Genomic DNA, 22,628 nt, shown 5'->3' on the forward strand with positions numbered 1-22,628 from the left:
CGACCGGGCCGCCCACCGCATCACCCGCCGCCGGCCGGCGGACCGCGGCGGGGCCGCGGTCAGCGTCCGTCCTCCCCGCGGTACGCGGTGAGCAGCAGCGCCACGTCGTCCGGCCGGTCCTCGGTCCGGCGGGCGGTCCTGACCAACTGGTCGGCGAGCCGCTCCACCGAGTCGGTGCGGCTGTCGGCCAGACGGCGGCGGACCGCCCGGATGCCCGTCTCGATGTCGCTGCCGGGCATCTCGACGAGCCCGTCGGTGTACAGCGCGAGGACGCTGCCGGGCGACAGGGCGAGCGACGTGACGGGATAGGCCGCGTCGGGGTGCACCCCGAGCATCACACCGCCGGCCAGCTCCAGGGCCTCGGTGCGGCCGTCCGGGTGGCGCAGCAGCGGCGGGGGATGACCCGCCCGGACCGCCAGGGCGCGGCCGGTGCGCGGGTCCAGTTCGACGTAGCAGCAGGTGGCGAAGACCTCCGCCTCCAGCTCGGCCAGCAGCCGGTTGGTGTGGGCGATGACCTCCTGCGGCGGCCGGCCGCTGGCGGCGAAGGCGTGCACCGCGCTGCGCAGCTGGCCCATGACGGCCGCGGCGCCGACGCTGTGCCCCTCGACGTCGCCGATCACCAGGGCCACCCCGCGCTCCGTCCTGATCACGTCGTACCAGTCGCCGCCGATGGCCATGCCCTGGGTGCCGGGCAGGTAGCGGCCGGTGGTGAGCAGCCCCTCGATGGCGGGCAGCCGGTGCGGCAGCAGCCCCTCCTGCAGCCCGCGCGCGACGGCGGACTCCGCGTCGTACAGGCGGGCCCGCTCCATCGCCTGGGCGGCCAGTCCGCTCAGCGCGGTCAGGGCGCTGCGCTCCTCGGGGGTGAACCGGTGCGGCGCGTCCCAGCCGAGGATGCAGGAGCCGACCGGATGGCCGGAGGCGATCAGCGGCAGGAACGACCAGGCGTGCATCCGGTCGAGGAGGATCCCCGGGTAGGCGCTGACCAGCTCCTCGGGCGACTCGAAGAAGAGCGGGAGCCGTGTGGTCAGGGCATGTACACCGGGCAGCTGCCGGTCGAGGGGAACCCCCTCGAACGGGTCGAGGAACCCCTCCGGGTAGCCGGCCTCCCACAGCAGGTACATCCGGTTGTCGCGCACCGTGTACAGGGCGACCTCCTGGGCGCCGAACGCGGGCAGCAGCTGCTCGGAGACGGCCCGGCACACGTCCCGGACGGTGACCGCCTCGGTGAGCACGCTGGCCATCTGCACGACGTGGTAGAGGGCTCCCGCGCGGGCCGTGGCGGCCAGCCCCGACGGCGCTGTCGCGGTCGCCCCGGTGACCGGCGCCGGGGCCCGGCCCGGTGGCGCGGCCTCGGCGCCGACGGGTGCGCTGGTGCGGAAGACGCGGCCGGTCAGCCCGTGCACGCCGGGATAGAGCACGAACCCCAGCCAGGCACCGTCCGGGTCGTGCACCAGGTACGACACCGGCTCGTGCGACAGCATCGCCGCCCGGTAGCGGTCCTCGTAGGCCGGATCGCGGAGCCAGGTGAGCACCTCCCACGGGTAGTGTCCGAGCAGGCTCTCCAGCTCGCAGCCCAGCAGTTCCTGGCAGCGGCGGTTGGCGTAGACGAGCCGGCCGTCCTGGTCCAGGGAGAACAGCCCGTCGGGCAGCCGCTCGGCGGCCTCGGCCGCGGTGACCCCGCCGGCCGCGTCCACGAGTGCGCCCACCAGCAGCCGGGCGGTGCTCTTCGCCGGTACGACGTGCCCCCACAGCTCGACCGGCCGGTAGCGGAGCTGCCCGTCCTCCGCGGTCTCGTCCAGCACCCTGAAGCGCCGGGACCTGACCTGTCCGGTGGCCGCCGCGTCCCGCCGGCTCGCCCGCAGTTCGTACAGGTCGTCCGGGGACACCCGGGCCTCGACCTCCGCCATGGTGCCGCCGAAGTCCCCCCGGGCGACGCCCAGCAGGCTCAGCGCGTCGTCGTCCCCGGCCCACCGGTCACTGTCCAGGTCCCACTCGACCATGCCGACCCGGACGGCCGGGGCCGGCGGCGTGGGCAGCCGCACGCCGACCGGCTGGTCGTCGTACTCGATCCCGTACGCGACGGCGTCCGGGGCCGTCCGGCCGGGCGCCCGGCGGGCGAACCCGGCCAGGCGTTCCTCCATGTCCCGCCCGGCGCCGTCCAGCGCGGCCCGCACGGTCCGCTCGCTCACCGGTTCCCGTGCGACCGAGCGCAGCACGACCAGGACGCCCACGGGCTCGCCGCCGACCCGCACGGGACGGCAGGCGGAGGCGAACGAGTACGGCAGCGCCGCGGTGAACTGGGGGAAGCGCAGCATCGTCGCCCGCTCGTCCGGCAGCCACAGGCTCTCGTCCCGGCGGTACGCCTCGGCCATGGGCAACGCGCCGCCCACCGGCACCCGCCACCAGGAGCTCAGCAGCGACCGCGGGACGCCGGTCACCACGCAGAGCACCAGCGAGCGACGGTCCCGCGAACGCAGGTACACCAGGCCGCCGTACCCCCCGATGTCCTCGACCGCCGCCACCACGGGCTCCGCGAGCGCGTCCTCGATCCGCGCCGTGCCCCCGTTCCGGTCCTCTCCCGCGCCCCGCCCGAGCACGCCTGCCGGCCGCTCCCCGCACGGTACGGCGGCTGACTCATCCATGTCGCGTCCTCCCGGTGCGGACGCACGGGACCTCGTTCGCTCCCCACCAGGATGTGCCATGCGGGCCGCTCCGGCGCGGCGGATGCGCCGCCCTCCGCGGTCCGGCCGTCGGTCCGGCCGCTTCCGCCGCGCGGCGACGCACCGGGGACCCCGCCGGGAACAGCGCAACCTTCGCCCGAACCCGGTCGTCTCACCCGATATCAGAGCGATGTGAGCCCAGGGGGCGGAAATGCTTCGAACCAGAACGATCTGCGCGACCGTCGTGCTCGTCGGCGCCACGCTGGGCACGGCCGCGGTCCCGGCCGTCGCCACCCAGGCCGCGACCGCCCGCGCCACGGCGTGCCCCACCGGCTGGGGCAGCCCGGCCAAGACCGACGACGACACCACGGCCACGCCGGTGCGCGGCATCAGGACCGGCCGCCACGACTGCTACGACCGGATGGTCGTGGAACTGCCCGGCGCCGGGCGCAGCGGCCTCGGCTACTCCGTCCGGTACGTCGACCGCCTGCACCAGGACGGATCGGGCCGGCCCGTCCCCGTCGCCGGCGGCGCCGTGCTCGAGGTGCGGGTGGCCGCGCCCGCCTACGCCCCCGGGACCGGCGGGCCCACCTATCCGGCGCGGGCCGGGCGCCCCCTGCCGGGCGTGGACCTCACCGGGTACCGGACCTTCAGGGACGCACGGTTCGCCGGCAGCTTCGAGGGCGAGACCCAGGTCGGCCTCGGAGTCCGCGCGCGCCTGCCCTTCCGGGTCCTCGAACTCCGGGACCGCGTCGTGATCGACGTCGCCCACACCTGGACCGGCGGGCGCTGAACGCACCTTCCGGAAGCGCCGGGGCGCCTGCGCGGCACGGGCGCCCGGAGCGCCCTGCCGGGCCGCCCGGCAGGGCGCTCACCGCTCCGCGGCGCCGGTCTCGCAGATCCGGCGGGCCACGTCACGCAGCTTGGTGTTGGTGCGCTGGGACCGGGTGCGCAGGATCTCGAAGGCCTGGTCCTCCGTGATGTGGTGACGGCCCATCAGGATGCCCATCGCCTCGCCGATCGTGTGCCGGGTGGAGATGGCCTCCTGCATCTGGGCGTCGGTCAGGGCGCTGGAGAAGGCGATTGCCGCGTGGGAGGCCAGCAGCCAGCCCGCCGTCTCGCTGTCCTCGGTGAACGCCCCCGGCCTGTGGGAGTACATGTTGAGGGCCCCCAGCTCCTCCTCCCGCGTGTACAGCAGGAACCCCATCATGCTGCCGAGCCCCAGCTCCCGGGCGCGGGGCACGTAGTGCGTCCAGCGCTCGGCGGGCCGGGTGAGGTCGGGGATGCGGAAGACCCGTTCGTCCCGGTCCGGCCGGGCCGCGTCGAAGCAGGGTCCTTCCTGCAGGCGCTCCTGGAGGCGGTCGCTGTCGGCCACGAGCTGCTCGGTGGGCGCCAGCGAACTCACCCGGTTCCCCTTGAGGACGAGGATCCCGGAGGCGTCGCAGCCCTCGACGAGTTCCACGGCCGACTTCGTGATCTGCTCCAGGGTCGCGTCGAGGGTGTGCTCGGCCAGGAGATCGCGGGCCAAGGAAGCCATCTGCTGAGCGAAGCCCCGCCAGTCCACCGTCCGCCTCCCTGCCCGATCCGGTCCGCACCACTGTCCATCCTGGCACGTCCGTCCCGGCCGCATCCCCCGGCGCCGGAGGTTTGAGGACCGCGTCGTCGGCCACCCGACCGACGACACGGAACGCACGCCGACATCACCGGGAGTGAGTGAGTGTGGCTGAGGACCAGAAGGCCAAGGCGAAGGCGGAACAGATCAAGGGCAAGGCCAAGGAGGCGGCCGGCCGCGCGGTCGGGAACGAGCGGCTCGAAGCCGAGGGCCGGGCCGAGCAGTCCAAGGGTGACGCACGGCAGGCGAAGGAGAAGACGAAGGACGTCTTCCGGCACTGACGACCCGTACGCGCCCACTGACGTCCCCTCCGGGCGGGGTCCCTGCTGCAGCAGGGACCCCGCCCCTGTGTGCGGCACGCCGGTGAACGGGCCGATCCCGGGCAGACGGCGTACGTGATCTCCGGGGCCGCACGGCCCCGGCACGCACTCCGTCACGGCCGCCACAGAGAGGACCCACCACGGTGACCATGTCCGAGCGCCGTACGCGTCCGCCGGACCGCGGGCGCCGCTTCGACCTGCGCGCGACAGCCATGTTCTTCGCCCTGCTCGCCACGGCCCTGATCGCCGGGGGCTTCGCGGTGCGCGCGCTGGCCGGAGCCGCGCAGCGGCGCCCGGCGTGGGGCGCCGTCCTGCTGTGCGTGGCCGTCGCGGTCGTCCTGGCCCGCGGACGCGGACGACGGAAGCGGTCCGCGGCGAGGATCGCCCGCCGGACCGGCGAGGCCCTGGAACAGGCCACGGTGACGGCGCTCGACGCCCTGGACGCACCCGAACCGGCTCCGCCCGCGACCGCGGCCCCCGCCGAGCGGTACGAGGAGGAGACCCTCCGCACGGCCGGGGCGCCCGGCGCCCCCGACTACGACACCCTGGACCCCGGGGAGTTCGAGGAGGCGATAGCGGCCCTGTGCGCGCGGGACGGCTGCTCGGACGTGCGGGTCGTCGGCGGAGCCGGCGACCTGGGCGCCGACGTGGTGGCGCTGTCCCCCGAGGGCCGCCGCCTCGTCATCCAGTGCAAGCGCTACGGCGACGACAACAAGGTCGGCTCGCAGGACCTGCAGCGCTTCGGCGGCACCTGTTTCACCGTCCACGAGGCGGACGTCGCCCTCGTCGTCACCACCAGCGGTTTCACCGCACCGGCCGAGGAGTACGCCGCGCAGTGCGGAATCGTGTGCGTGGACCGCGGCGGCCTGCTCGCCTGGAGCGACGGTTCGGCACCCCGGCCCTGGGCGGCGGGCGCCGGCGGGGCGGACGCGTAGGCGGGGCGGACGCGGCGGCGGGACCGGTTGTCAGTGGGGGCTGCCACCCTGCCGGTATGGACGAACTGGAGTTCCTGCGCGGCCGGGTCTACGGGGCGGACCACGACGACCCCGGGCCGCGCGACGGACGGTCGTACGTGGAACTGTCGGGCGGACCGCTGGACGGCCTCCTGCTGGACGTCACCGACCGCAGCGAAGGGGAACTGAGGGACGGCGTCGGCCTGCCCACCGAGATAGGCCGCTACGGCGCGGGCGGACGCGCGGTCTACGCACCCCGCGACACGGGCGGCCGGGTGTTCGACTGGCGGGGCGACGTCCCCTGAGCGCGGGGCCGCACCCGGCGCGGCCGGTGACGTGGACGAGCCGCCCGCCCGGGTAACCGGGCAGGGTACGGGGCAGAGGCAGCCGTAGGGCGCCGCGTCGACCGGTCGACGCGGGCGTGAGGAGGACGAAGCGGCCATGGGACTCCTGGCGGAAGGCGAATCGGCGCTGCGCGGCCGGATCGGCCGTGCGATCTTCTCCCGGGTGGCCGGGCCGGACGGACCGGACAACCGCGCGCGCATCCACGGCACGCCCGGTCCGCGCTGGTTCGGACCCGAGCGGCCGGTCAGGAGGGTGCACGGGGACGCCTCGATGTTCATCGGCGGACTGTCGGCCCTGCTGCTCCAGTCGCTCCACCCGCTGGCCATGGCCGCCGTCGCCGGGCACTCCGGCTTCCGCGGCGACCCCTGGGGGCGCCTGCAGCGGACCAGCACCTTCCTGGCCGTCACCACCTACGGGACCGCGGACAGCGCGCAGCGGGCCGTCGACCGGGTGCGGGCCGTCCACGAGACGGTGCGCGGCACCACCGCCGACGGCGAGGAGTACCGGGCCGCCGACCCCCACCTGCTGTGCTGGGTGCACACCGCGGAGGTCGACTGCTTCCTGCGCGCGCACCAGCGCTACGGTGCCCGCCCCCTGGACGACGAGGGATGCGACGGCTACGTCGCCGACATGGCGCGCGTCGCCACCGCGCTCGGCGTGCCCGACCCGCCGGTGAACCGCGCCGAACTCGCCGAGCGGCTGACCTCCTACCGCGCCGAGCTGCGCGCGACCCCCGAGGCCCGCAGCACGGCCCGTTTCCTGCTGCTCGACCCGCCCGTCCCGCTCCTGGCCCGGCTGCCGTACGGGGTCCTCGCCGCCAACGCCGTGTCCCTGCTGCCGACCTGGGCCTCCCGGGCGCTGCGGCTGCCCCGCGTGCCCCCGGTCGAGGGCGTGTGCGTCCGTCCGCTGGGCGCCGCCGTCACCGCGGGGATCCGCTGGGCCCTGGCCCCGGCCCGCGACCCGGCGTGACACCGGCGCCGTGCCGTCGGCCCGACCCGCGCACCGTCCCGGGGCCGCCGGTTGACGTGTGCCGGAGGGGGCACTCAGTGGTCACTGGTACCGCTTCGGACACACAGGAGGCCGACGTGGCGGTTCGTCATCGTCTGATCCGAACGAGCCCGCAGACCGTCTGGGACGTCCTCTCGGACGGCAGCCGCTACGCCGAGTGGGTGGTGGGCACCTCGTCGTCGGAGCCGGTGCGGGGACAGTGGCCACGACTCGACGCGGCGATCCGCTACGAGGTGCGCGTCGGGCCCCTGAGCCTGACCAACGAGACCGTCGTCCGGCGGTGCGAGCCGGGCGCGAACCTGGAGCTCGAGGCCAAGGCGGGGCCGCTCGGCACGGCGAGGATCGCCATCGAGACGCGGCCCTGGGGCGACGGCTGCCTGGTGTTCGTGGACGAGCACCCCCTGCGGGGGATGGGCGGAACGGTGCACAACGTGGCCGTGGAGGCCCTGATCCAGATCCGTCACCGCACCATGCTCGCCCGGCTGGCGAAGATCTGCGAGGCCGAGGCCGCCGAGGAGGAGCGGCGTCGCCCCCTGGGCCAGGTCGTGACGCCGGAGCCCGACGCGGGAGGGTCCCGTGCCTGACGCCGTGGTGATCGGGGCCGGCCCCAACGGGCTGGTCGCGGCGAACCTGCTGGCCGACGCCGGCTGGAGCGTGGAGGTGCTGGAGGAGCAGCCCGACCCCGGCGGCGCGGTGCGCCACGACCGGGGCGTCGACCCAGGTTTCGTCAGCGACCTGTGCAGCTCCTTCTACCCGCTCGCCGCCGCCTCCCCGGTCCTCGCCGGGCTGCACCTGGAGGAGCACGGGCTGCGCTGGAGCCACGCACCGCACGTCCTCGCCCACCCGCTGACCGACGGCAGGTGCGCGGTGCTCGACCGCCGCGTCGACGTCACCGCCGCCTCCCTGGAGGCCTTCGCACCGGGCGACGGAGCTGCCTGGCGCCGGCTGGACGACGTGTGGCAGCGGCTGCGCCCGGACCTCCTGGACGCCCTGTTCACCCCGTTCCCGCCGGTCCTTCCCGCGGCCCGGCTGGCCGTCCGGCTGCGCGGCACGGGCGGGCTGCGCATGGCGCGCACCCTGGTGCTGCCGGTACGCCGCCTGGCGGAGGAGGAGTTCCGGGGGGAGGGCGGCGGGCTGCTGCTGGCCGGCAACGCGCTCCACGCCGATCTGGCCCCGGAGGCCGCCGGCAGCGGCGGCTTCGGCTGGCTGATGTCGATGCTCGGCCAGACCTACGGCTTCCCCGTCCCGGCCGGCGGCTCCGGCGCCCTCACCGAGGCCCTGACCCGCCGCCTCCGGGCGCGCGGCGGCGTGCTGCGCTGCGGACAGCGGGTCGACCGGATCGTGGTGCGCGGCGGCCGGGCGGTGGGGGTGCGCACGGCGGGCGGCGAGACGGTCGCGGCCGGCCGCGCGGTCCTCGCGGACGTGGCCGTGCCCGTGCTGTACGGCGGACTCGTGGAGCCCGAGCACCTTCCCGCCCAGACACTGTCCGATCTGGAGCGCTTCCAGTGGGACTTCGCCACCTTCAAGGTCGACTGGGCGCTCGACGGCCCGGTGCCCTGGAGCTGCGAACAGGCCGCGGGTGCCGGAACCGTCCACCTCGCGGACGGCATCGACGAGCTCACCCGCTTCGCCGCCCAGATCGCCACGGGCCGGATCCCGGACCGCCCCTTCTGCCTGTTCGGCCAGATGACGACCGCGGACCCCTCGCGCTCCCCCCGGGGCACCGAGTCCGCGTGGGCCTACACCCACGTACCGCACGACGTCGTCGGCGACGCGGGCGACGGAGGGCTCACCGGGGCCTGGGACGCCGGGGAGCAGGAGGTCATGGCCGACCGCGTCGAGCGCCACGTCGAACGCTTCGCGCCCGGCTTCCGGGACCGGATCCGGGCCCGGCGCGTCCTCGCTCCGCCGACGCTCCAGTCCCTCGACCGGAACCTGCACGGCGGCGCCATCAACGGCGGCACCGCGGCCATGCACCAGCAGCTGTTCTTCCGCCCGGTCCCCGGCACCGGACGCCCCGAGACACCCGTGAAGGGCCTGTACCTGACGTCCGCCGGAGCCCATCCGGGCGGCGGCGTCCACGGCGCACCGGGCGCCAACGCAGCACGCGCCGCGCTGCGCCGGCACAGGGCCCCGGGCCTGGCCCGGGCACAGCGGCTGCTGGCGCGCCGCGACCGCAGCGGCCGCAGGCGACCGGCCGCGGGCGAACGGGCCGGCGGCGGATGACCGCCGCGCCGGAACGGCACCGGCGCGGCAGGCTGGTGCGGACGGCCCCGGCGACCCGGCGGCACACCGGACCGGCCGCGGCCCGTCCGCGACGGCGGGCCCAGGACACCATCGACCACAGGCGGAGGCGAGACGATGACCGGACACGACGACGGCCCCGACCGCGCCCACCGGCGCCCCGAAGGCGTCAGCGACGAGACGGTGGAGGCACTCGGGTCGCTGTCGAAGGCACTGGAGACCACCGAGCGCGCCCGGGGCCACCTCTACAGCTTCCACCAGCTCACCGGCACCGCGGACCTGGAACTGGACCGGGCGGTCGCACTGCTGCACAAGGCCGGGCACCCGGACTGGGCCGAGACGGTGCGCACCCAGGTGCTGGGCCGCAACGTGATCCCCGGCCACTGGACGTTCCAGGTCGTCGAGGCCTACGACGCCACCTACTACCAGCCGTTCAAGGAGATCGAGCAGGCGGCCGTCGAGGAACTGGCCGAGGGACGGGACCACCTCTACGAGGCCGAGATGAAGGAGGCCCGCCGCACCGTCGGGCACCCCGACCACGCCGCCCGCCCCGACACCACCCCGGAGACCGGGACCGGAGCCGAGGAACGCGACCGCTTCGGCCGGGAGTGAGCCTGCGAAGGGAACGGCCGATGAAGGACAGCCCACTGCGTGACCGCACCGTCGTGATCACCGGCGCCGCACGCGGCATCGGAGCGGCCCTGGCCCGCGACCTGGCCCGGCGCGGCGCCCGGCTGGCGCTGCTCGGCCACGAGGAGGCGCTCCTGGAAACGGTGGCGGACGGCCTGCCCGCGCCGGCCCTGGTCCGCGCGGTCGACGTCACCGACGAGGCCGCGCTGGCGGACGCCGCCGACCTGGTCAGAACGCGCCTGGGCGCCCCCTCCGCCGTCGTGGCCAACGCGGCCGTCGCCGAGGGCGGCCCGTTCGTCACCTCCGACCCCGCCCGCTGGCGGCGCGTGATCGACGTCAACCTGACCGGCAGCGCGGCGACGGCCCGCGCCTTCCTGCCGGACCTGCTGGCGACGAAGGGCTACCACCTCCAGGTCGCCTCCCTGGCCTCGATCGGCGCCGCGCCGATGATGAGCGCCTACTGCGCCTCCAAGGCGGGAGTGGAGGCGTTCGTCCACTCCCTGCGCGCCGAAGTGGCGCACCACGGTGTGGCCGTGGGCATCGGCTACCTGACCTGGACCGACACCGACATGATCCGTGACGCCGACCGCTACACCGCCCTGCGGGAGCTGCGCGGCCACATGCCGCCGCCGCTCCGGCGCGTGTACCCGGTGGACCGGGCCGCCGCCCGGCTCGCGTCGGCCGTGGAGCACCGCAGTACGGCCGTGTACCTGCCCCGCTGGCTGCGCCTCGTGCAGGTGACGCGGGCCGCGGTGCCCCCCGTGGTGCTGCGGGTGGCCCGCCGCGAACTGGCCCGTCTGGAGGCCGGGGACCCCCTGCGGCACAGCGGACTCCTGGGCGCCGGAGGGGAGGCCGACCGGGCGGCCGTCCGGTCGGACCGGTGAGGGGGACGGCCGCCCGGACGGGCCGGCGGGGACGGGCGGCCGCACGGGAGGTCAGCCCGGGAAACGCCCCGTGGCGCGCAGCGCCCAGCGCCGTTCGGCGTAGGCCAGGTCGTCGCGCCACAGCCGGCCGGCCGCGGCCCGCACGAGCGGACGCAGCAGCGGGGCCGCACCCCGCGCGACGGCGAACCCCGGACGGCCGGAGGCCGCCACCACCGCTTCGACGACCGCCGTACGCGGCCGCCCCCGGTCGTCCGGGCCCAGGGGGACGGCGTGCGTCTCGACCACGGACCCCGCCCCCTCGCCCTCGGTGATGCGCATGACGACCGTGCGCGGTCCGGGAGCGGTGAACACCGCCCGCACCGGCACCACCAGCCGTCCCGCGACCTTGAAGGACACGTCCACGGTGAAGCGGTCCTCGTCCTCGTCCTCGTCCTCGTCCGGGCCGTCCGGTGCGCCGACCACGGTGAGGTCGACGAACGCGTAGGGGTGGAACCAGGCCCCGTGCCAGGGATCCAGACGGTTGGCCACGACGTCCTCGGGCTCGCAGGTTCCCACCCCGGTGTACACGGCCGACAACGCCCGCGCCTCGGCGGGCCGCCGCGGCACCACCGGCGCGTCCAGCGGCGGCTCGCCGCCCACCGCGTCCAGCCGCACCCACACCAGTACGCCGTCGTCGTGCGCCGGGAACGGCTCCCAGCCCGCGAAGGGGCCGCCGTCCAGGGCGAGTCCGTGCCAGTGGCACACCAGGGTGCCGCACCGCACGGGACTGTCCCGCAGGGGTGCCCCCAGATGCGGGCAGATCCCGGGCCCGGCGACCGCGCGGCCGCCGGCGTCCCGCCAGACCACCACCTCCCGGCCCGCCACGGTGCGCGCCAGCGGACGGTCGCCGCGCACGTCGCGGGAGGCCCCCACGACGTACCAGTTGCCCGACGGACGCGCCCGGGCCCGCTTCAGCGCCCCGGCGATCACGGCGGGCCGTGCCTCGCGCCAGGTGGGACGCTGCCGCTCCCACGGCACCGCGCGCCTGCGCAGGGACAGGGGCAGGCGTCGGCGCCCGCTCGTGGATCCGGTGTTCACGCGACCTCCTCGGGAACCGGCGGGTACGGCCCGTCGCAGGGGACGGACACGAGGGCGGCCGGGCGCCGGGCGGCACCGCGGGCACGCAGCCGGGCGGCGACCACCCGGGCCAGCCCGTCGGCGGCGACCGCGGCACGGCGCCGGCGGGGAACCGCCGCGCGGCGGTGCACCGCCGCGTACCCGCCTCGGGCCACGGCGTCCAGGATGCCGCCGTACAGGACGAACGCGGTGCGGATGCAGGGGCGGGAGACCGGGTCGAGCATCGCGAGTCCGGGCGCCGCGTCCCGGTACACGGCCCGCGTCAGCGCCTCGAACTCCTTCAGCGCCGCGGTGATGCGCCGGTCGCGGCGTCCGGTGTCGCGGCTCCACTGCAGCAGCGCCCGGTCGGCGCCGTGTGCGGCGAGCAGGTCCGCGGGCAGGTACACGCGTCCCCGGTCGAGGTCCTCGCCCACGTCGCGCAGGAAGTTGGTCAGCTGGAAGGCCACCCCGAGGGCGGCCGCGTGCGGCGCGGCCTCGTCCCGGGGGACGACCGTGCCCAGGACCGGGAGCATCTGCAGTCCGATCACCGCCGCGGAGCCGTGCGTGTACCGGCGCAGGTCCGCGTAGCAGGCGTAGTCGGTGACCACCAGGTCGGAGCGCATGGCGGCCATGAAGTCGGCGAAGTGGCCGTGGTCGATGCCGTACCGGCGCGCCGTGTCGGCGAGGGCCCGCACCACCGGCTCGCCGCTGTCGCCGTCCCGCAGCCCTCGGTCCAGCTCACGCTGGAGCGCGGACAGCTCGGCGTCCCGGCGCGCGGCGGACGCCCCGGTGCCGAGCGCGTCGACGATGTCGTCGGCCCAGCGGGCGAAGCCGTACAGGGCGTGCACGGCCGGCCGGCGTCCGGCGGGCAGGAGCCGGGTGGCGAGGAAGTACGTCCGGCCGTGCCGGGCGTTGAGCCGGCGGCACCGGTCGTACGCCTCGCGCAGCACCGGATCGGTGACGCCCGCCGCGTCGAGTTCCCGAGCGGTCATGCCGAGGCCTCCTGCGCACGGGGGAGAGGGGCGCGGGACCGTCCCGGGCCGCCGGTGATCCGCGCCGCGGCCAGCTTCCCGGACAGCAGCACGGTCGGCACGCCGACGCCGGGAGTGGTGCCGCAGCCGGCCAGGACGGCGTTCTCGGTGCCGCGGACCAGGTTGCGGGGCCGGAACGGGCCCGTCTGGGCGAAGGTGTGGGCCGCCGAGAACGGCGTGCCGGCGGCGTGCCCCTGCGCGTGCCAGGTGGCGGGTGTGACCAGGCACTCCGCCTCGATCGCGGACCCGATGCCGTCCAGGCCGCGCCGTTCCAGTTCGCGCAGCAGTTCGTCCCGGTAGCGCGGGGCGAGGTCGGTCCAGGCGGCGGCGCCCGGCCCGATGTCGGTGTTGGGACACGGGGCGAGGACGTAGTGCAGGTGGCGGCCCGGCGGGGCGAGGGACGGGTCGGTGGCGGTGGGCCGGGTGATGAGCAGCGACGGGTCGCTCATCAGCCGGCCGGTGCGGGTGAGCTCGTCGAAGGTGGTGCGCCAGGCGGCGCCGAAGGAGAGGGTGTGGTGCGCCAGGTGCGGCCAGGTCCGGTCGGTGCCCAGGTGCAGCACGACCGCGGACGGGGAGTGCCGCAGCCGCGCCGGACGCCGGGGCGCGCGGCCGAGCAGCCCGTAGGCGACGGGCAGGTCGGGGGTGAGGACGACCGCGTCGCAGGGGATGCGGTCCTGCCCGGTGACGACGGCGGTGACCTGCCCGCCGGAGCGTTCCAGCCGGGTCGCCTCGTGCCCGAACCGCAGCTCGGCGCCCGCGTCGGCGGCGGCGTCCGCCATGGCCCGCGGCAGTGCGTGCATCCCGCCCCGCGGGAAGTACACGCCGGCGACGGTGTCCATGTAGGCGATGACGGCGTACGCGGCCAGGGCCCGGGCCGGCGGGACGCCCGCGTAGAGGGCCTGGAAGGAGAAGACGCGGCGCAGCCGCTCGTCCCGCAGGAAGCGCCCGATGCGCGCGTCCAGCCGCCCGAACCCGCCGAGCGCCGCGAGACGGGCGAGGTCGGCGCACAGCAGTCCCAGGGGCGAGTCGAAGTTGGCGTCGATGAAGCGGCGCATCTGGGCGCGGTGGAGCCGTTCCAGCCAGCCGCGCAGCCGCAGGTAGCCCCCGGCCTCACGGGCACCGGCGAAGCGCTCGACCTCCGCGGCCATCGCCTCGGCCCCGGTGTGCACGTCGAGGCTGCTCCCGTCGGCGAAGCGGGCCCGGTAGGCCGGGTGGAGCGGGACGAGGTCCACGCGCCCGCGCAAGCTGTCACCGACGGCGGCGAACGGTTCGTCGGCCAGGTCGGGCATGGTCAGCACGGTGGGGCCGGTGTCGATCCGGTACCCGCCGAGCTCCATGCGGCCCGCGCGTCCCCCGGGCAGCGGGTCCCGTTCGACGACGGTGACCCGGCGGCCCGCGCCCAGCAGGTGCAGGGCCGCCGACAACCCGGCCAGCCCGGCCCCCACGACGACGACGTGATCGGTGCGGCCCGGCACGGTGCGGGTCATCGGCCGGCCTCCTCGGTCCCGTCGGCGTCCGGCGGGGGCACCGTCCCGTCCGCCGCGGAGGCCAGCAGCAGCCGCAGCCGCCGCCCGCCGTCCGGATCGAGGGGGACGCCGTCGGCGTACCGCAGCCCCCGGGCCACCAGCCGGCCGATCCTCGCCTCGACCGCGCCGCGGGCGCCGGTGCCCGTCAGGACCTCCCGCACCTCCTCCAGACCGGCCCGGGTGAGCGCGCCGCGGCCGAGTGAGCGGTCCAGCACGTCCAGGGCGCGCCGGTCGCCGGCGGCCGTGGCCCGCGCCCGGGCCACGGCGACGAGGTACGTCGGCTTCCCCTCGCGGATGTCCCCGCCCACCGGTTTGCCGGTGTGCCGCGGATCGCCGAACACGTCGTCGAGGTCGTCGCGGAGCTGGAAGGCCAGGCCGGCGCAGCGGCCGGCCGAGCACAGCGCCTCCGTCGTGGCGTCGTCCGCGCCCGCGAGGGCGGCACCGAGGGCGATCGGCCGTTCCACGGAGTACAGGGCGCTCTTGAGGCACGCGGCGCGCAGCGCCCGCGGCAGGGAGCGCGAGTCCGTGGCCTGGCCGTGCAGGTCCAGGTACTGGCCGGCCACCATCTCCGTCCGCATGTCGGCCCACAGACGGCGCACCGCGACCGCGCTGCGGGGCGTGAGCGGGGTCTCGGCCAGGAGGTCGTCCGCCCAGGCGAGCGCCAGGTCCCCGGCGAGGATCGCGGCCGAACGGCCGAGGCGCTCGGCGCGTGCCGACGGTGTCCCGCCGCCGTACTGGGCGGCGACATCGGTGTGGAGGGCGGGCCGCGCGCGGCGCAGTGCCGAGTCGTCCATCACGTCGTCGTGGACGAGCGCACAGGTCTGCAGGAGCTCGAGCGCCGCACCGATCCGCAGGGCCGCCGCGACCGTGGGCCCGTCCCCGCCGCCGCAGGCGCGCAGCGCCCACCAGACGAAACGCGGGCGGGTGCGCTTGCCGCCCGCCCGCGTGAAGCGCGCGACCCGCCCGGCCAGGTCGTCGCCGAACAGCGGGTCCACGGCCCGCGCGCGGGCGATCCGGTCGGCCAGCACGTGGTCGAGCACGCGGCCGACCGCGGCGGGCACGTCCCGGTCCACGGCGCGTGCGTCACCGACACCCGCCGGAAGCGGGTCCCGCGCCGCGTCCGGCGGCGTGCCGGGTCCCCCGTCCGGCGGCGTGCCGGGTCCCCCGTCCGGCGGCACGTCGGATCCCTCGTCCGGCGGGTCGTCGGGCCCCTCGTCCGGCGGACCGGCGGGCCACGGCCGGCCGGCGGGCGCCGACAGGGGCACCGGGCGTGCGACGAGCAGCGGCCCCTCCGCGTGGTGATCCTTCGCCTGTGTGCGGCACATCCCGGTTCCTCTCGTCCTGGCCACGGATCGCTCCGCCACCCCCGGTCCTTCCGCCCGCACCCCGTACGCGGATGCGGAACGGGCCGGACCGGCTGCCGGCGCATGCCTTCCCCGCACACCCCACCGCCTCACCGGGCCCCGTCCGTCACACGTCCGAGTGACCCGCATCCGATCGGGCACACAGGCAGGAATGCTGGCCAGGTGAGTGCGAGCCGAAGAACGGAAGGAGGACGCCGTCGTGCCGGAGGCGGAGGTGGTCATCATCGGGGCGGGAGCCGCCGGACTGTCCCTGGCCCACCGTCTGGCGCGCACCGCGCCGGGGAGGCGCACGCCGTCGGTGGTCCTGGTGGACGCCCCACCCGGTCCGCTGCGTCCGCCGCGCCGGACGTGGTGCTTCTGGGAGCCCGGCGGGGGCCGTTTCGACGCCGCGCTCACGTCGGACTGGCGGCACCTCAGGGTGCGACCCCCCTCGGGCGCCGCGGTCGAGGGGGACATCGCCCCGCTGCGCTACAAGATGATCCGCTCCGACGACTTCGAGCACCTGGTCGCGCACGACCTGGCCGGGAGCACGGCCGTACGGCGCCTGGAGGCGACCGTCGAGGCCGTGGAGGACGTCCGCGGGGGAGCCCACGTCCACCTGCGGGACCCGGCCGGCCGGCCGGACGTCCTGCGGGCCCGCTGGGTCTTCGACTCACGCCCCCCGGGCAGCCTGCCCGCCGCCCGCACCACGCTCCTGCAGCACTTCCACGGCTGGTTCGTCCGCACCGCCCGCCCGGCCTTCGACCCCCGCACCGCGGAACTGATGGACTTCCGCACCCCCCAGCCCGCGAGGGGCCTGTCGTTCGGCTACCTCCTGCCCGTGAGCCGCGACGAGGCGCTGGTGGAGTACACGGAGTTCTCCCCGCGCCCCCTGACGGCGAGCGGGTACGAGGCGGCGGTGCGGCAGTACGCCGAGGAAGTGCTCCGTCTCGGCGAACTCCAGGTCCTGTCCACCGAGACGGGCGTCATCCCGATGACCGATGCCCCGATGCCCCGGCGGGTCGGCGAGTCGGTCTTCCGCATCGGTGCCGCCGGCGGCGCCACCCGCCCCTCGACCGGCTACACCTTCGCCGGGATCCAGCGGCAGACGAGCGCCGTCGCCGCCGCCCTCCGCCGGGGCCGCCGCCCGGTGCCGCCGCCCGCGCACCCGGCCCGCTCCCGGGCCATGGACGCCGTACTGCTGCGCACCCTGGACAGCGGCCGGACCGACGGTCCCGCGCTCTTCTCCCGCCTCTTCGCCCGCGTGCCCATGCGGCAGCTCCTGCTCTTCCTCGACGGCCGCACCCGGTTCCACCAGGACCTCGCCGTCGGCCTGCGCGCCCCCGCCGGCCCGATGCTCCGCTCGGCGCTGGAGCTCCCCCTGCTGCCCCGCCGCCCGTTCGACGACGGCCCCTGACCCGCACCCGCCCGCCCCTCTGCTCCGGGAGACCGCATGACCCTGCTGCGCGACGAGGACCTCGCCGCCGCGTTCGACCACGCCGCCCGCAGTTACGACGCCCTGGTGGCCGCCAACCCCGGCTACCACGCCCAGCTGCGCCGCTCGGCACGCCGGCTCGGCCTGCCCCGCCAGGGCCGGGACCTGCACGTGCTGGACCTCGGCTGCGGCACCGGCGCGTCGACCGCCGCCCTCGCCGCCGTGCTGCCGAAGGCGCGGATCACCGCCGTGGACGCCTCCGCCGGCATGCTGGAACGGGCCGCCGCCAAACCCTGGCCGGACGGCGTGACGTTCACCCGGGCGCCGGCGGAAGGACTGGCGGAGGCAGGCGTGAAGGGGCCGTTCGACGCGGTGTTCGCCGCCTACCTCTTCCGCAACGTCCCCGACCCCGACGCCGTGCTCGCCGCGGTGCGCGCCCTGCTCGCCCCCGGCGGACGGCTCGGCGTGCACGAGTACACCCTCGGCGGGCGCCGGGTGGACCGCGCGGTGTGGACCCTGGTGTGCCGCGGCATCGTCCAGCCGGCGGCCACCGCGCTGGGGGACGGCGCGCTCTACCGCCACCTGTGGCGCAGCGTCGTGGAGTTCGACACCGCCGGCCGTTTCGGGGACCGGCTGCGCGCGGCCGGGTTCGACCGCGTGCGCTGTCTGCCCCTGCCGGGCTGGCAGACGGGCATCACCCACACCTTCGTCGGCCGCCGTCCCCTCACCGGGCCGGAGGGAGCGCGATGACCCCCCTCCACCGCCCGGACGCCGCCCGCCGCGGCCGGGACCGCCGCGCCCGCGTGCTGACGCCGCCGCCCGGGGCACGGCGGATCGAGGGCGCCCGTCCGACGACCGCCGTCGTCGGCGGCGGCATCGCCGGTCTGGCCGCCGCGACCGCGCTGGCCGAGCGCGGAGCGGCCGTGACGCTCTACGAGCGCGAACCCTTCCTGGGCGGGCGGGCCGGAGGGTGGCCGGTCGACCTGGACGACGGCACCCCGGTCACCATGAGCCGCGGTTTCCACGCGTTCTTCCGCCAGTACTACAACCTGCGCGGTCTGTTGCGCCGTACCGATCCCGGTCTGGAACGGCTCACCGGCCTGCCGGACTACCCGCTCCGCCACAGCGGAGGGCCGCGGGACGGCTTCCGCCGCGTCCCGCGCACCCCGCCCTGGAGCGCGCTCGGCTTCGTGGCGCTCAGCCCCTCCTTCGGCCTGCGCGACCTGCGCCGCATGAACCCGGTCGCCGCGCTCCCGCTGCTCGACGTCCGCGTTCCCGAGGTGTACGAACGCCTCGACGGCACCAGCGCCCACGACTTCCTCGAAGCCGTCCGCTTCCCGCCCGCCGCCCGGCACCTGGCGTTCGAGGTGTTCTCCCGCAGCTTCTTCGCCGACCCGCGGCAGCTGTCGGCGGCCGAGATGGTCCTGATGTTCCACATCTACTTCCTCGGCTCCGCCGAGGGCCTGCTGTTCGACGTGCCCCGTGCGCCCTTCCCCGCGGCCCTGTGGGAACCGCTCGCCGGGTACCTGCTCCGGCACGGCGCCGAGATCCGCACCTCCACGGCCGTCGAGACGATCGTCCCCGCCGGGGACGGCGGCCACGAGGTCGCCACCGCCGACGGGGCACGACGGCACGACACCGTCGTGCTCGCCCTGGACACCGCGGGACTGCGGTCCCTGGTCGCCCGCTCCGGCCGCCTGGGCGACGGCCCTTGGCGAGAACGCGTCGCACGCCTGCGCAACGCCCCGCCGTTCCTCGTCACCCGCCTGTGGCTGGACCGGCCCGTCGCCCCTGACCGGCCGGGCTTCCTGGGCACCAGCGGGTACGGCGGCCTCGACAACATCAGCGTGCTGGACCGCTACGAGGACGAGGCGGCCCGCTGGGCCGCGCGCACCGGGGGCTGCGTGGTCGAACTCCACGCGTACGCGGTGCCCCCCGAGGCCTCCCGGGAGACCGAGCAGAAGCGGCTGATCGACCAGCTGCACCGCGTCTACCCGGAGACGCGCGGGGCCGGGATCGTCGACGCCCGGCACGAGTGGCGGTCCGACTGCCCGCTGTTCCCCGTCGGGGGGTACGCCGACCGGCCGACGGTGCGCACACCGGATCCCGGCGTGGTGGTGGCCGGCGACCTGGTGCGCACCGACCTGCCCGTGGCGCTGATGGAACGTGCGGCGACGACCGGGTTCCTGGCCGCCAACGCCCTGCTGGAGCGCTGGGGGGTGCGCGGACAGACGGTGTGGACCGTGCCCGACCGGGGACGCGGCGCCGTGCTGCGGGCCCTGGCCAAGTGGGGGAGACGATCGTCGTACTGACGAAGCGTCAGCCGGTGGGCCGCCGGTCGCCGGAGGCCGGACGGGCTGGGCCTCCGGTCGCGGCCCTCCCTTCCTCCCGCGCCCCGCCCTCCGCGACCGCGGCGGTGAGATGCCCGAGCACGTCGGTCCGGTGGAGGACGCGGTCGAGGACCCCGGGCCGGTTGTCCAGGCGCAGGGTGACGCGGGCGGCGCTGGTGTGACGGTGGATCACCAGCAGCGCGGACAGGCCCAGCGGACCGATGCGCACCAGGTCGCGGAAGTCCAGCCGCACCTCGCGCGGCGGCGTCTCCCCGGTGAGGTGGGCGACCACGACGTCGATCAGCTCCGAGCCGCTGACGTCGTCGGGTTCCCCGGCCACGGACACGGTCAGCGTGGCGGTTTGCGGAACCGGGTGGAGGCGGGTGCCGGGAGACCGGCTCATACGGGGGCGGCGGGGGCGGACCGGCCGCCGAGGTGCGCCGCGCCCCCGCGGACCAGGCGGAGGCCGCGGGGGAGGTCGTGCACCTGCTCGGCCAGGACGGCCAGTCCGGTCACCAGGGAGTGCACGGGAACGCCCCGCGCCGACAGGACCTCGGCCGTCCAGCCCAGGAAGCCGGTGAACACCTCCGCGTCGTCCACGTACAGGGCGGTGGCCAGGAAGTCGACGATGTGGCCGAGGTCCTCCGCGGTCCGCTCCCGTTGCGCGTCGCTGTGGCGGCGCATGGCCGGGAAACGGTCCTCCAGTTCCGTCAGCACCTGCTTGACCAGCCGGCTGCGCGACTGGACCACCGTGGTGTACTCCTGGTCGGCCAGGTGCGGCAGGTCGTCGACCGCCTGTCTGATCGTCCTCGGCCTCGGCAGGCCGGCCTCCAGCACGGCGGCCGCGCCGCGGGCGTCCGAGGCCCACGCGTCGGCACCGAGGACCCGGGCGTACCGGCCGTCCCGGCCGAAGGCCCTGCCCCCGGCCAGGACGGATACGCCGACGGCCTGGCAGGCGGTGATGGCCGCGTGCGCCGTCGGCAGGTGGGTGGGGACCGACCCGGAGAGCAGGACGGCGTCGGAGCTGGTCCGGTGCTGATGGGCGACCAGGCGCGGCGTGGGGGTCTGGGCGCCGAGGTAGTCGACCTGCCAGCCCCGCAGCCGCAGGACCTCGGCGACGAGACGGGCCGGGAAGGCGTGCCATTCGCCGTCGACGCAGCTGACCGTCACCCGCCCGCGGCGGGGAGGGGAAGTCCTGTGCGCCGCCGGACGGTGGACGAGGGCGGTGATCACCCGCTCGTTGATCGCCGTGGCGGCGTGCTCCCGGGCCACGGTGATCCGGTCCGCGGCCCACTCGGCACCGATCCTCTCCTGCACCGCCGCGACGACGTCGAGCAGCAGGTCCTCCTCCTCCCACCCCGCGCCGGAGCCGGCACGGACCACGTCGACGGCGTCGTGCTCGCTGCCCTCGATCACCGCCTGCCAGAGCCCGTCGCGCAGATCGGCGGCCGACGCGCGGATCCCGCTCACCCGGTCCTCCTCACACCTGTCCGCCGGGGACGGCCGACGGGGCCCTCCCGGGCGCGCCGATGGCGACGGTCGCCATGTCGTCGTGGCTGCCGGAGCCCAGCCACTGCGCGGCCAGCATCTGCACCCGCTCCACGATCGCCTCGCCCGGCATGCCCGCACACTCCGCCAGCGCCCGTCGCAGGCGGTGCTCCCCGAACAGTTCGTCGCCCAGTGGTCCGCCGCGGGCCTCGGTGATGCCGTCGGTGTACAGCAGGCACGTCTCCCCGGGGCCGAGCACCACCTCGGCCGTCCGGGCCGTCACCGAGGGCAGCGCACCGACGAGGGTGCCGTGGGTGGCCACCTCCTCGACCCCGCCGCCCGCGCGGACCACGAGCGGGGGCATGTGCCCGGCGCTGGTCAGCCTCAGACGCACGTCGCTGCCGTGCCGCTTCACGGAGGCCAGCACCATGGTGGCGAACCGGGTGTGGTGCGAGGTGAGCAGGGCTCCGTTGAGCAGGCCGAGGACCTGCTGGTGGTCGGACGCCAGCGGCAGCAGCGTGTGCAGCGTGTTGCGGATCTTCCCGGTCAGGACCGCCGCGTCCAGGCCCTTGCCGGCCACGTCGCCCAGTACGACGAGGGTCTCCTGGGAGGCGTCGGCGCCGGGTGGACGTCGTAGAAGTCCCCGCCGACCCGCTCGTGGTCCGCGGCGGTGCGGTAGCGGCCCGCGTACTCCACTCCGTGCACGGCGGTCAGGACGGGCGGCAGCAGCTCCCGCATGAGCGTGGCGGTGATCGAGGTCTGCTCGCCGTACAGGCGGGCGGCCGACAGCGCGGTACCCGCGCGTGCGGCGAAGATCCGGGCGAACATCTCCTCGTCGGGCGTGAACGCCCGCTCGGCGCTGGACCGGAGCAGGATCAGCGCGCCGGCGGGCACCCCGTGACCGGGGAGCGGGGTGACGATGACGGAGCCCACCGGTCCGGCGAAGCCCGCCGGGACCGCCCAGCCGGGAATGTCGCCGGGATTGACCCAGCGCGCCGGCACCGGCGGGAACCCCTGGAGGGCCTCGGCCAGCCCCGGGACGCTGTACGGATCGACCTGGCGCGTCTCCTGGACCACGGGCTCCCCGCGCCGGGCACGGGTCACGCCGTGACGGCGGCCGACGGGCGGGGTGACGAGCACGGCGGCGTCGGCGAGATGCTCCGCGGCCATCTGCGCGGCGACCTCGGCGCAGCGCGGCACGTTCAGGGACGACAGCAGTGCGCTGAAGAGCGCGGCGAGGGTGTCCGCCCGCTCCCGGGCGCCGTGCAGCGCCGCCTCCGCCAGGTGGCGGCCGGTGCCGTCGACCAGCCACCACACCACGCTCCCGTCCGCGGCCGGGGCGGGATGCGCCTCGTAGACACGGTCACCGATCTCCCCGGTCAGCGGTTCCGCCGGCACTCCGCCGCTCTCCTCGGCGAGGCGCCGGTGCGCGTCCGACAGCCAGGCCGGCACCGCGTCCGGGGAAGGGCTCCCGCCGCACGGGCCCGGCAGCAGCAGGGCGGCCCGGTTCCGGTCCACGACCGTGCCGTTCGCGTCGAGGACCAGGACCGGGTACGGGGCGTCGCCCCACGAGGGGCCGGCACCGGGGTCCGCGCCGCGTGGATCGGTGGGTGAACCGGGGGAAGGAATCACAAGCGGAGGCACGCGCCGTGCGCACCCCACCACCTCTCTGGCCGGGAAGAAGACGTCCAGCGGCAACCGTCCCCCATCCTGGCCCGCGAGGC

At 76.2% G+C, this 22,628-nt stretch carries 20 protein-coding genes and 1 pseudogene; 12 read left to right on the forward strand and 9 right to left on the reverse strand.

Going from position 1 to position 22,628, the window contains the following annotated elements; genetic code table 11:
• Nucleotides 1-59: 59 nt before the first annotated feature.
• Nucleotides 60-2,642, reverse strand: a complete 2,583-nt coding sequence (locus tag FHS37_RS14955; protein ID WP_229889880.1) for a SpoIIE family protein phosphatase — start codon at nt 2,640-2,642, stop codon at nt 60-62.
• Nucleotides 2,643-2,871: 229 nt separating this feature from the next.
• On the opposite strand from FHS37_RS14955, the gene FHS37_RS14960 reads away from it, so the two are divergent.
• On the forward strand, nt 2,872-3,453 hold the full coding sequence (locus FHS37_RS14960) for an AMIN-like domain-containing (lipo)protein (protein ID WP_184821269.1): 582 nt from the start codon (nt 2,872-2,874) through the stop codon (nt 3,451-3,453).
• A 78-nt stretch (nt 3,454-3,531) separates the two neighbouring features.
• Here the strand turns inward: FHS37_RS14960 and FHS37_RS14965 are convergent, their stop codons facing one another.
• Nucleotides 3,532-4,197, reverse strand: coding sequence for a GAF and ANTAR domain-containing protein (locus FHS37_RS14965; protein ID WP_184821271.1), 666 nt, complete (start codon nt 4,195-4,197; stop codon nt 3,532-3,534).
• 182 nt (nt 4,198-4,379) lie between these two features.
• Between FHS37_RS14965 and FHS37_RS14970 the strand changes: the two genes are divergently transcribed.
• The 8 genes from FHS37_RS14970 to FHS37_RS15005 all read left to right on the forward strand — a co-directional run bounded on the left by FHS37_RS14970 (nt 4,380) and on the right by FHS37_RS15005 (nt 10,656).
• A complete protein-coding gene (locus FHS37_RS14970) occupies nt 4,380-4,553 on the forward strand; it encodes a CsbD family protein (RefSeq protein ID WP_184821273.1) in 174 nt (57 codons plus the stop codon).
• A 182-nt stretch (nt 4,554-4,735) separates the two neighbouring features.
• Entirely contained in the window at nt 4,736-5,527 is a 792-nt protein-coding gene (locus FHS37_RS14975; RefSeq protein ID WP_373304250.1) for a restriction endonuclease, read from the forward strand.
• Nucleotides 5,528-5,583: 56 nt separating this feature from the next.
• Nucleotides 5,584-5,850 (forward strand): hypothetical protein, encoded by a 267-nt coding sequence (locus tag FHS37_RS14980; protein ID WP_184821275.1) that lies wholly within the window; start codon nt 5,584-5,586, stop codon nt 5,848-5,850.
• Between the two features lie 136 nt (nt 5,851-5,986).
• The gene (locus tag FHS37_RS14985) at nt 5,987-6,859 is read left to right on the forward strand and encodes an oxygenase MpaB family protein (RefSeq protein ID WP_184821277.1); all 873 of its coding nucleotides are present in this window, start codon (nt 5,987-5,989) and stop codon (nt 6,857-6,859) included.
• Nucleotides 6,860-6,975: 116 nt separating this feature from the next.
• The gene (locus tag FHS37_RS14990) at nt 6,976-7,482 is read left to right on the forward strand and encodes an SRPBCC family protein (protein ID WP_184821279.1); all 507 of its coding nucleotides are present in this window, start codon (nt 6,976-6,978) and stop codon (nt 7,480-7,482) included.
• Nucleotides 7,475-9,124, forward strand: coding sequence for a phytoene desaturase family protein (locus tag FHS37_RS14995; protein WP_184821281.1), 1,650 nt, complete (start codon nt 7,475-7,477; stop codon nt 9,122-9,124). Before FHS37_RS14990 ends, FHS37_RS14995 begins: the two co-directional genes overlap by 8 nt.
• A 135-nt stretch (nt 9,125-9,259) precedes the next feature.
• The gene (locus FHS37_RS15000) at nt 9,260-9,754 is read left to right on the forward strand and encodes a hypothetical protein (protein WP_184821283.1); all 495 of its coding nucleotides are present in this window, start codon (nt 9,260-9,262) and stop codon (nt 9,752-9,754) included.
• A 20-nt stretch (nt 9,755-9,774) separates the two neighbouring features.
• Nucleotides 9,775-10,656, forward strand: coding sequence for an SDR family oxidoreductase (locus FHS37_RS15005; RefSeq protein ID WP_184821285.1), 882 nt, complete (start codon nt 9,775-9,777; stop codon nt 10,654-10,656).
• A 51-nt stretch (nt 10,657-10,707) separates the two neighbouring features.
• On the opposite strand, the gene FHS37_RS15010 is transcribed toward FHS37_RS15005, so the two are convergent.
• The 4 genes from FHS37_RS15010 to FHS37_RS15025 are packed head-to-tail and all read right to left on the reverse strand — an operon-like array spanning nt 10,708 to nt 15,633.
• A complete protein-coding gene (locus FHS37_RS15010) occupies nt 10,708-11,733 on the reverse strand; it encodes a Rieske (2Fe-2S) protein (RefSeq protein WP_184821294.1) in 1,026 nt (341 codons plus the stop codon).
• Nucleotides 11,730-12,743, reverse strand: a complete 1,014-nt coding sequence (locus FHS37_RS15015) for a phytoene/squalene synthase family protein (protein ID WP_184821296.1) — start codon at nt 12,741-12,743, stop codon at nt 11,730-11,732. Before FHS37_RS15015 ends, FHS37_RS15010 begins: the two co-directional genes overlap by 4 nt.
• Entirely contained in the window at nt 12,740-14,269 is a 1,530-nt protein-coding gene (gene crtI / locus FHS37_RS15020; protein ID WP_184821298.1) for a phytoene desaturase family protein, read from the reverse strand. Before crtI ends, FHS37_RS15015 begins: the two co-directional genes overlap by 4 nt.
• Nucleotides 14,266-15,633 (reverse strand): polyprenyl synthetase family protein, encoded by a 1,368-nt coding sequence (locus tag FHS37_RS15025; RefSeq protein WP_184821299.1) that lies wholly within the window; start codon nt 15,631-15,633, stop codon nt 14,266-14,268. Before FHS37_RS15025 ends, crtI begins: the two co-directional genes overlap by 4 nt.
• 238 nt (nt 15,634-15,871) lie before the next feature.
• Between FHS37_RS15025 and FHS37_RS15030 the strand changes: the two genes are divergently transcribed.
• Genes FHS37_RS15030 through FHS37_RS15040 form a run of 3 tightly spaced genes read left to right on the forward strand, consistent with a single transcriptional unit; the run spans nt 15,872 to nt 19,398 of the window.
• Entirely contained in the window at nt 15,872-17,068 is a 1,197-nt protein-coding gene (locus FHS37_RS15030) for a lycopene cyclase family protein (protein WP_184821301.1), read from the forward strand.
• Nucleotides 17,069-17,104: 36 nt separating this feature from the next.
• Nucleotides 17,105-17,836 carry a methyltransferase domain-containing protein gene (locus tag FHS37_RS15035; protein ID WP_184821303.1) on the forward strand — a complete coding sequence of 244 codons (732 nt, stop codon included), beginning with the start codon at nt 17,105-17,107 and terminating at the stop codon, nt 17,834-17,836.
• A complete protein-coding gene (locus FHS37_RS15040) occupies nt 17,833-19,398 on the forward strand; it encodes an FAD-dependent oxidoreductase (RefSeq protein ID WP_184821305.1) in 1,566 nt (521 codons plus the stop codon). Before FHS37_RS15035 ends, FHS37_RS15040 begins: the two co-directional genes overlap by 4 nt.
• Before the next feature lie 7 nt (nt 19,399-19,405).
• On the opposite strand, the gene FHS37_RS15045 is transcribed toward FHS37_RS15040, so the two are convergent.
• The 3 genes and pseudogenes from FHS37_RS15045 to FHS37_RS15055 all read right to left on the reverse strand — a co-directional run bounded on the left by FHS37_RS15045 (nt 19,406) and on the right by FHS37_RS15055 (nt 22,536).
• Entirely contained in the window at nt 19,406-19,756 is a 351-nt protein-coding gene (locus FHS37_RS15045) for an STAS domain-containing protein (RefSeq protein WP_184821307.1), read from the reverse strand.
• A gap of 59 nt (nt 19,757-19,815) precedes the next feature.
• Nucleotides 19,816-20,886: a cobalamin B12-binding domain-containing protein gene (locus tag FHS37_RS15050; protein ID WP_184821309.1), complete on the reverse strand. Its 1,071-nt coding sequence runs from the start codon at nt 20,884-20,886 to the stop codon at nt 19,816-19,818.
• Between the two features lie 10 nt (nt 20,887-20,896).
• A pseudogene (locus FHS37_RS15055) lies at nt 20,897-22,536 on the reverse strand (PP2C family protein-serine/threonine phosphatase).
• Between the last annotated feature and the right edge of the window lie 92 nt (nt 22,537-22,628).

Origin of the sequence: Streptomyces griseomycini (assembly GCF_014203535.1) — a bacterium.
GTDB classification, from domain to species: Bacteria; Actinomycetota; Actinomycetes; order Streptomycetales; family Streptomycetaceae; genus Streptomyces; species Streptomyces griseomycini.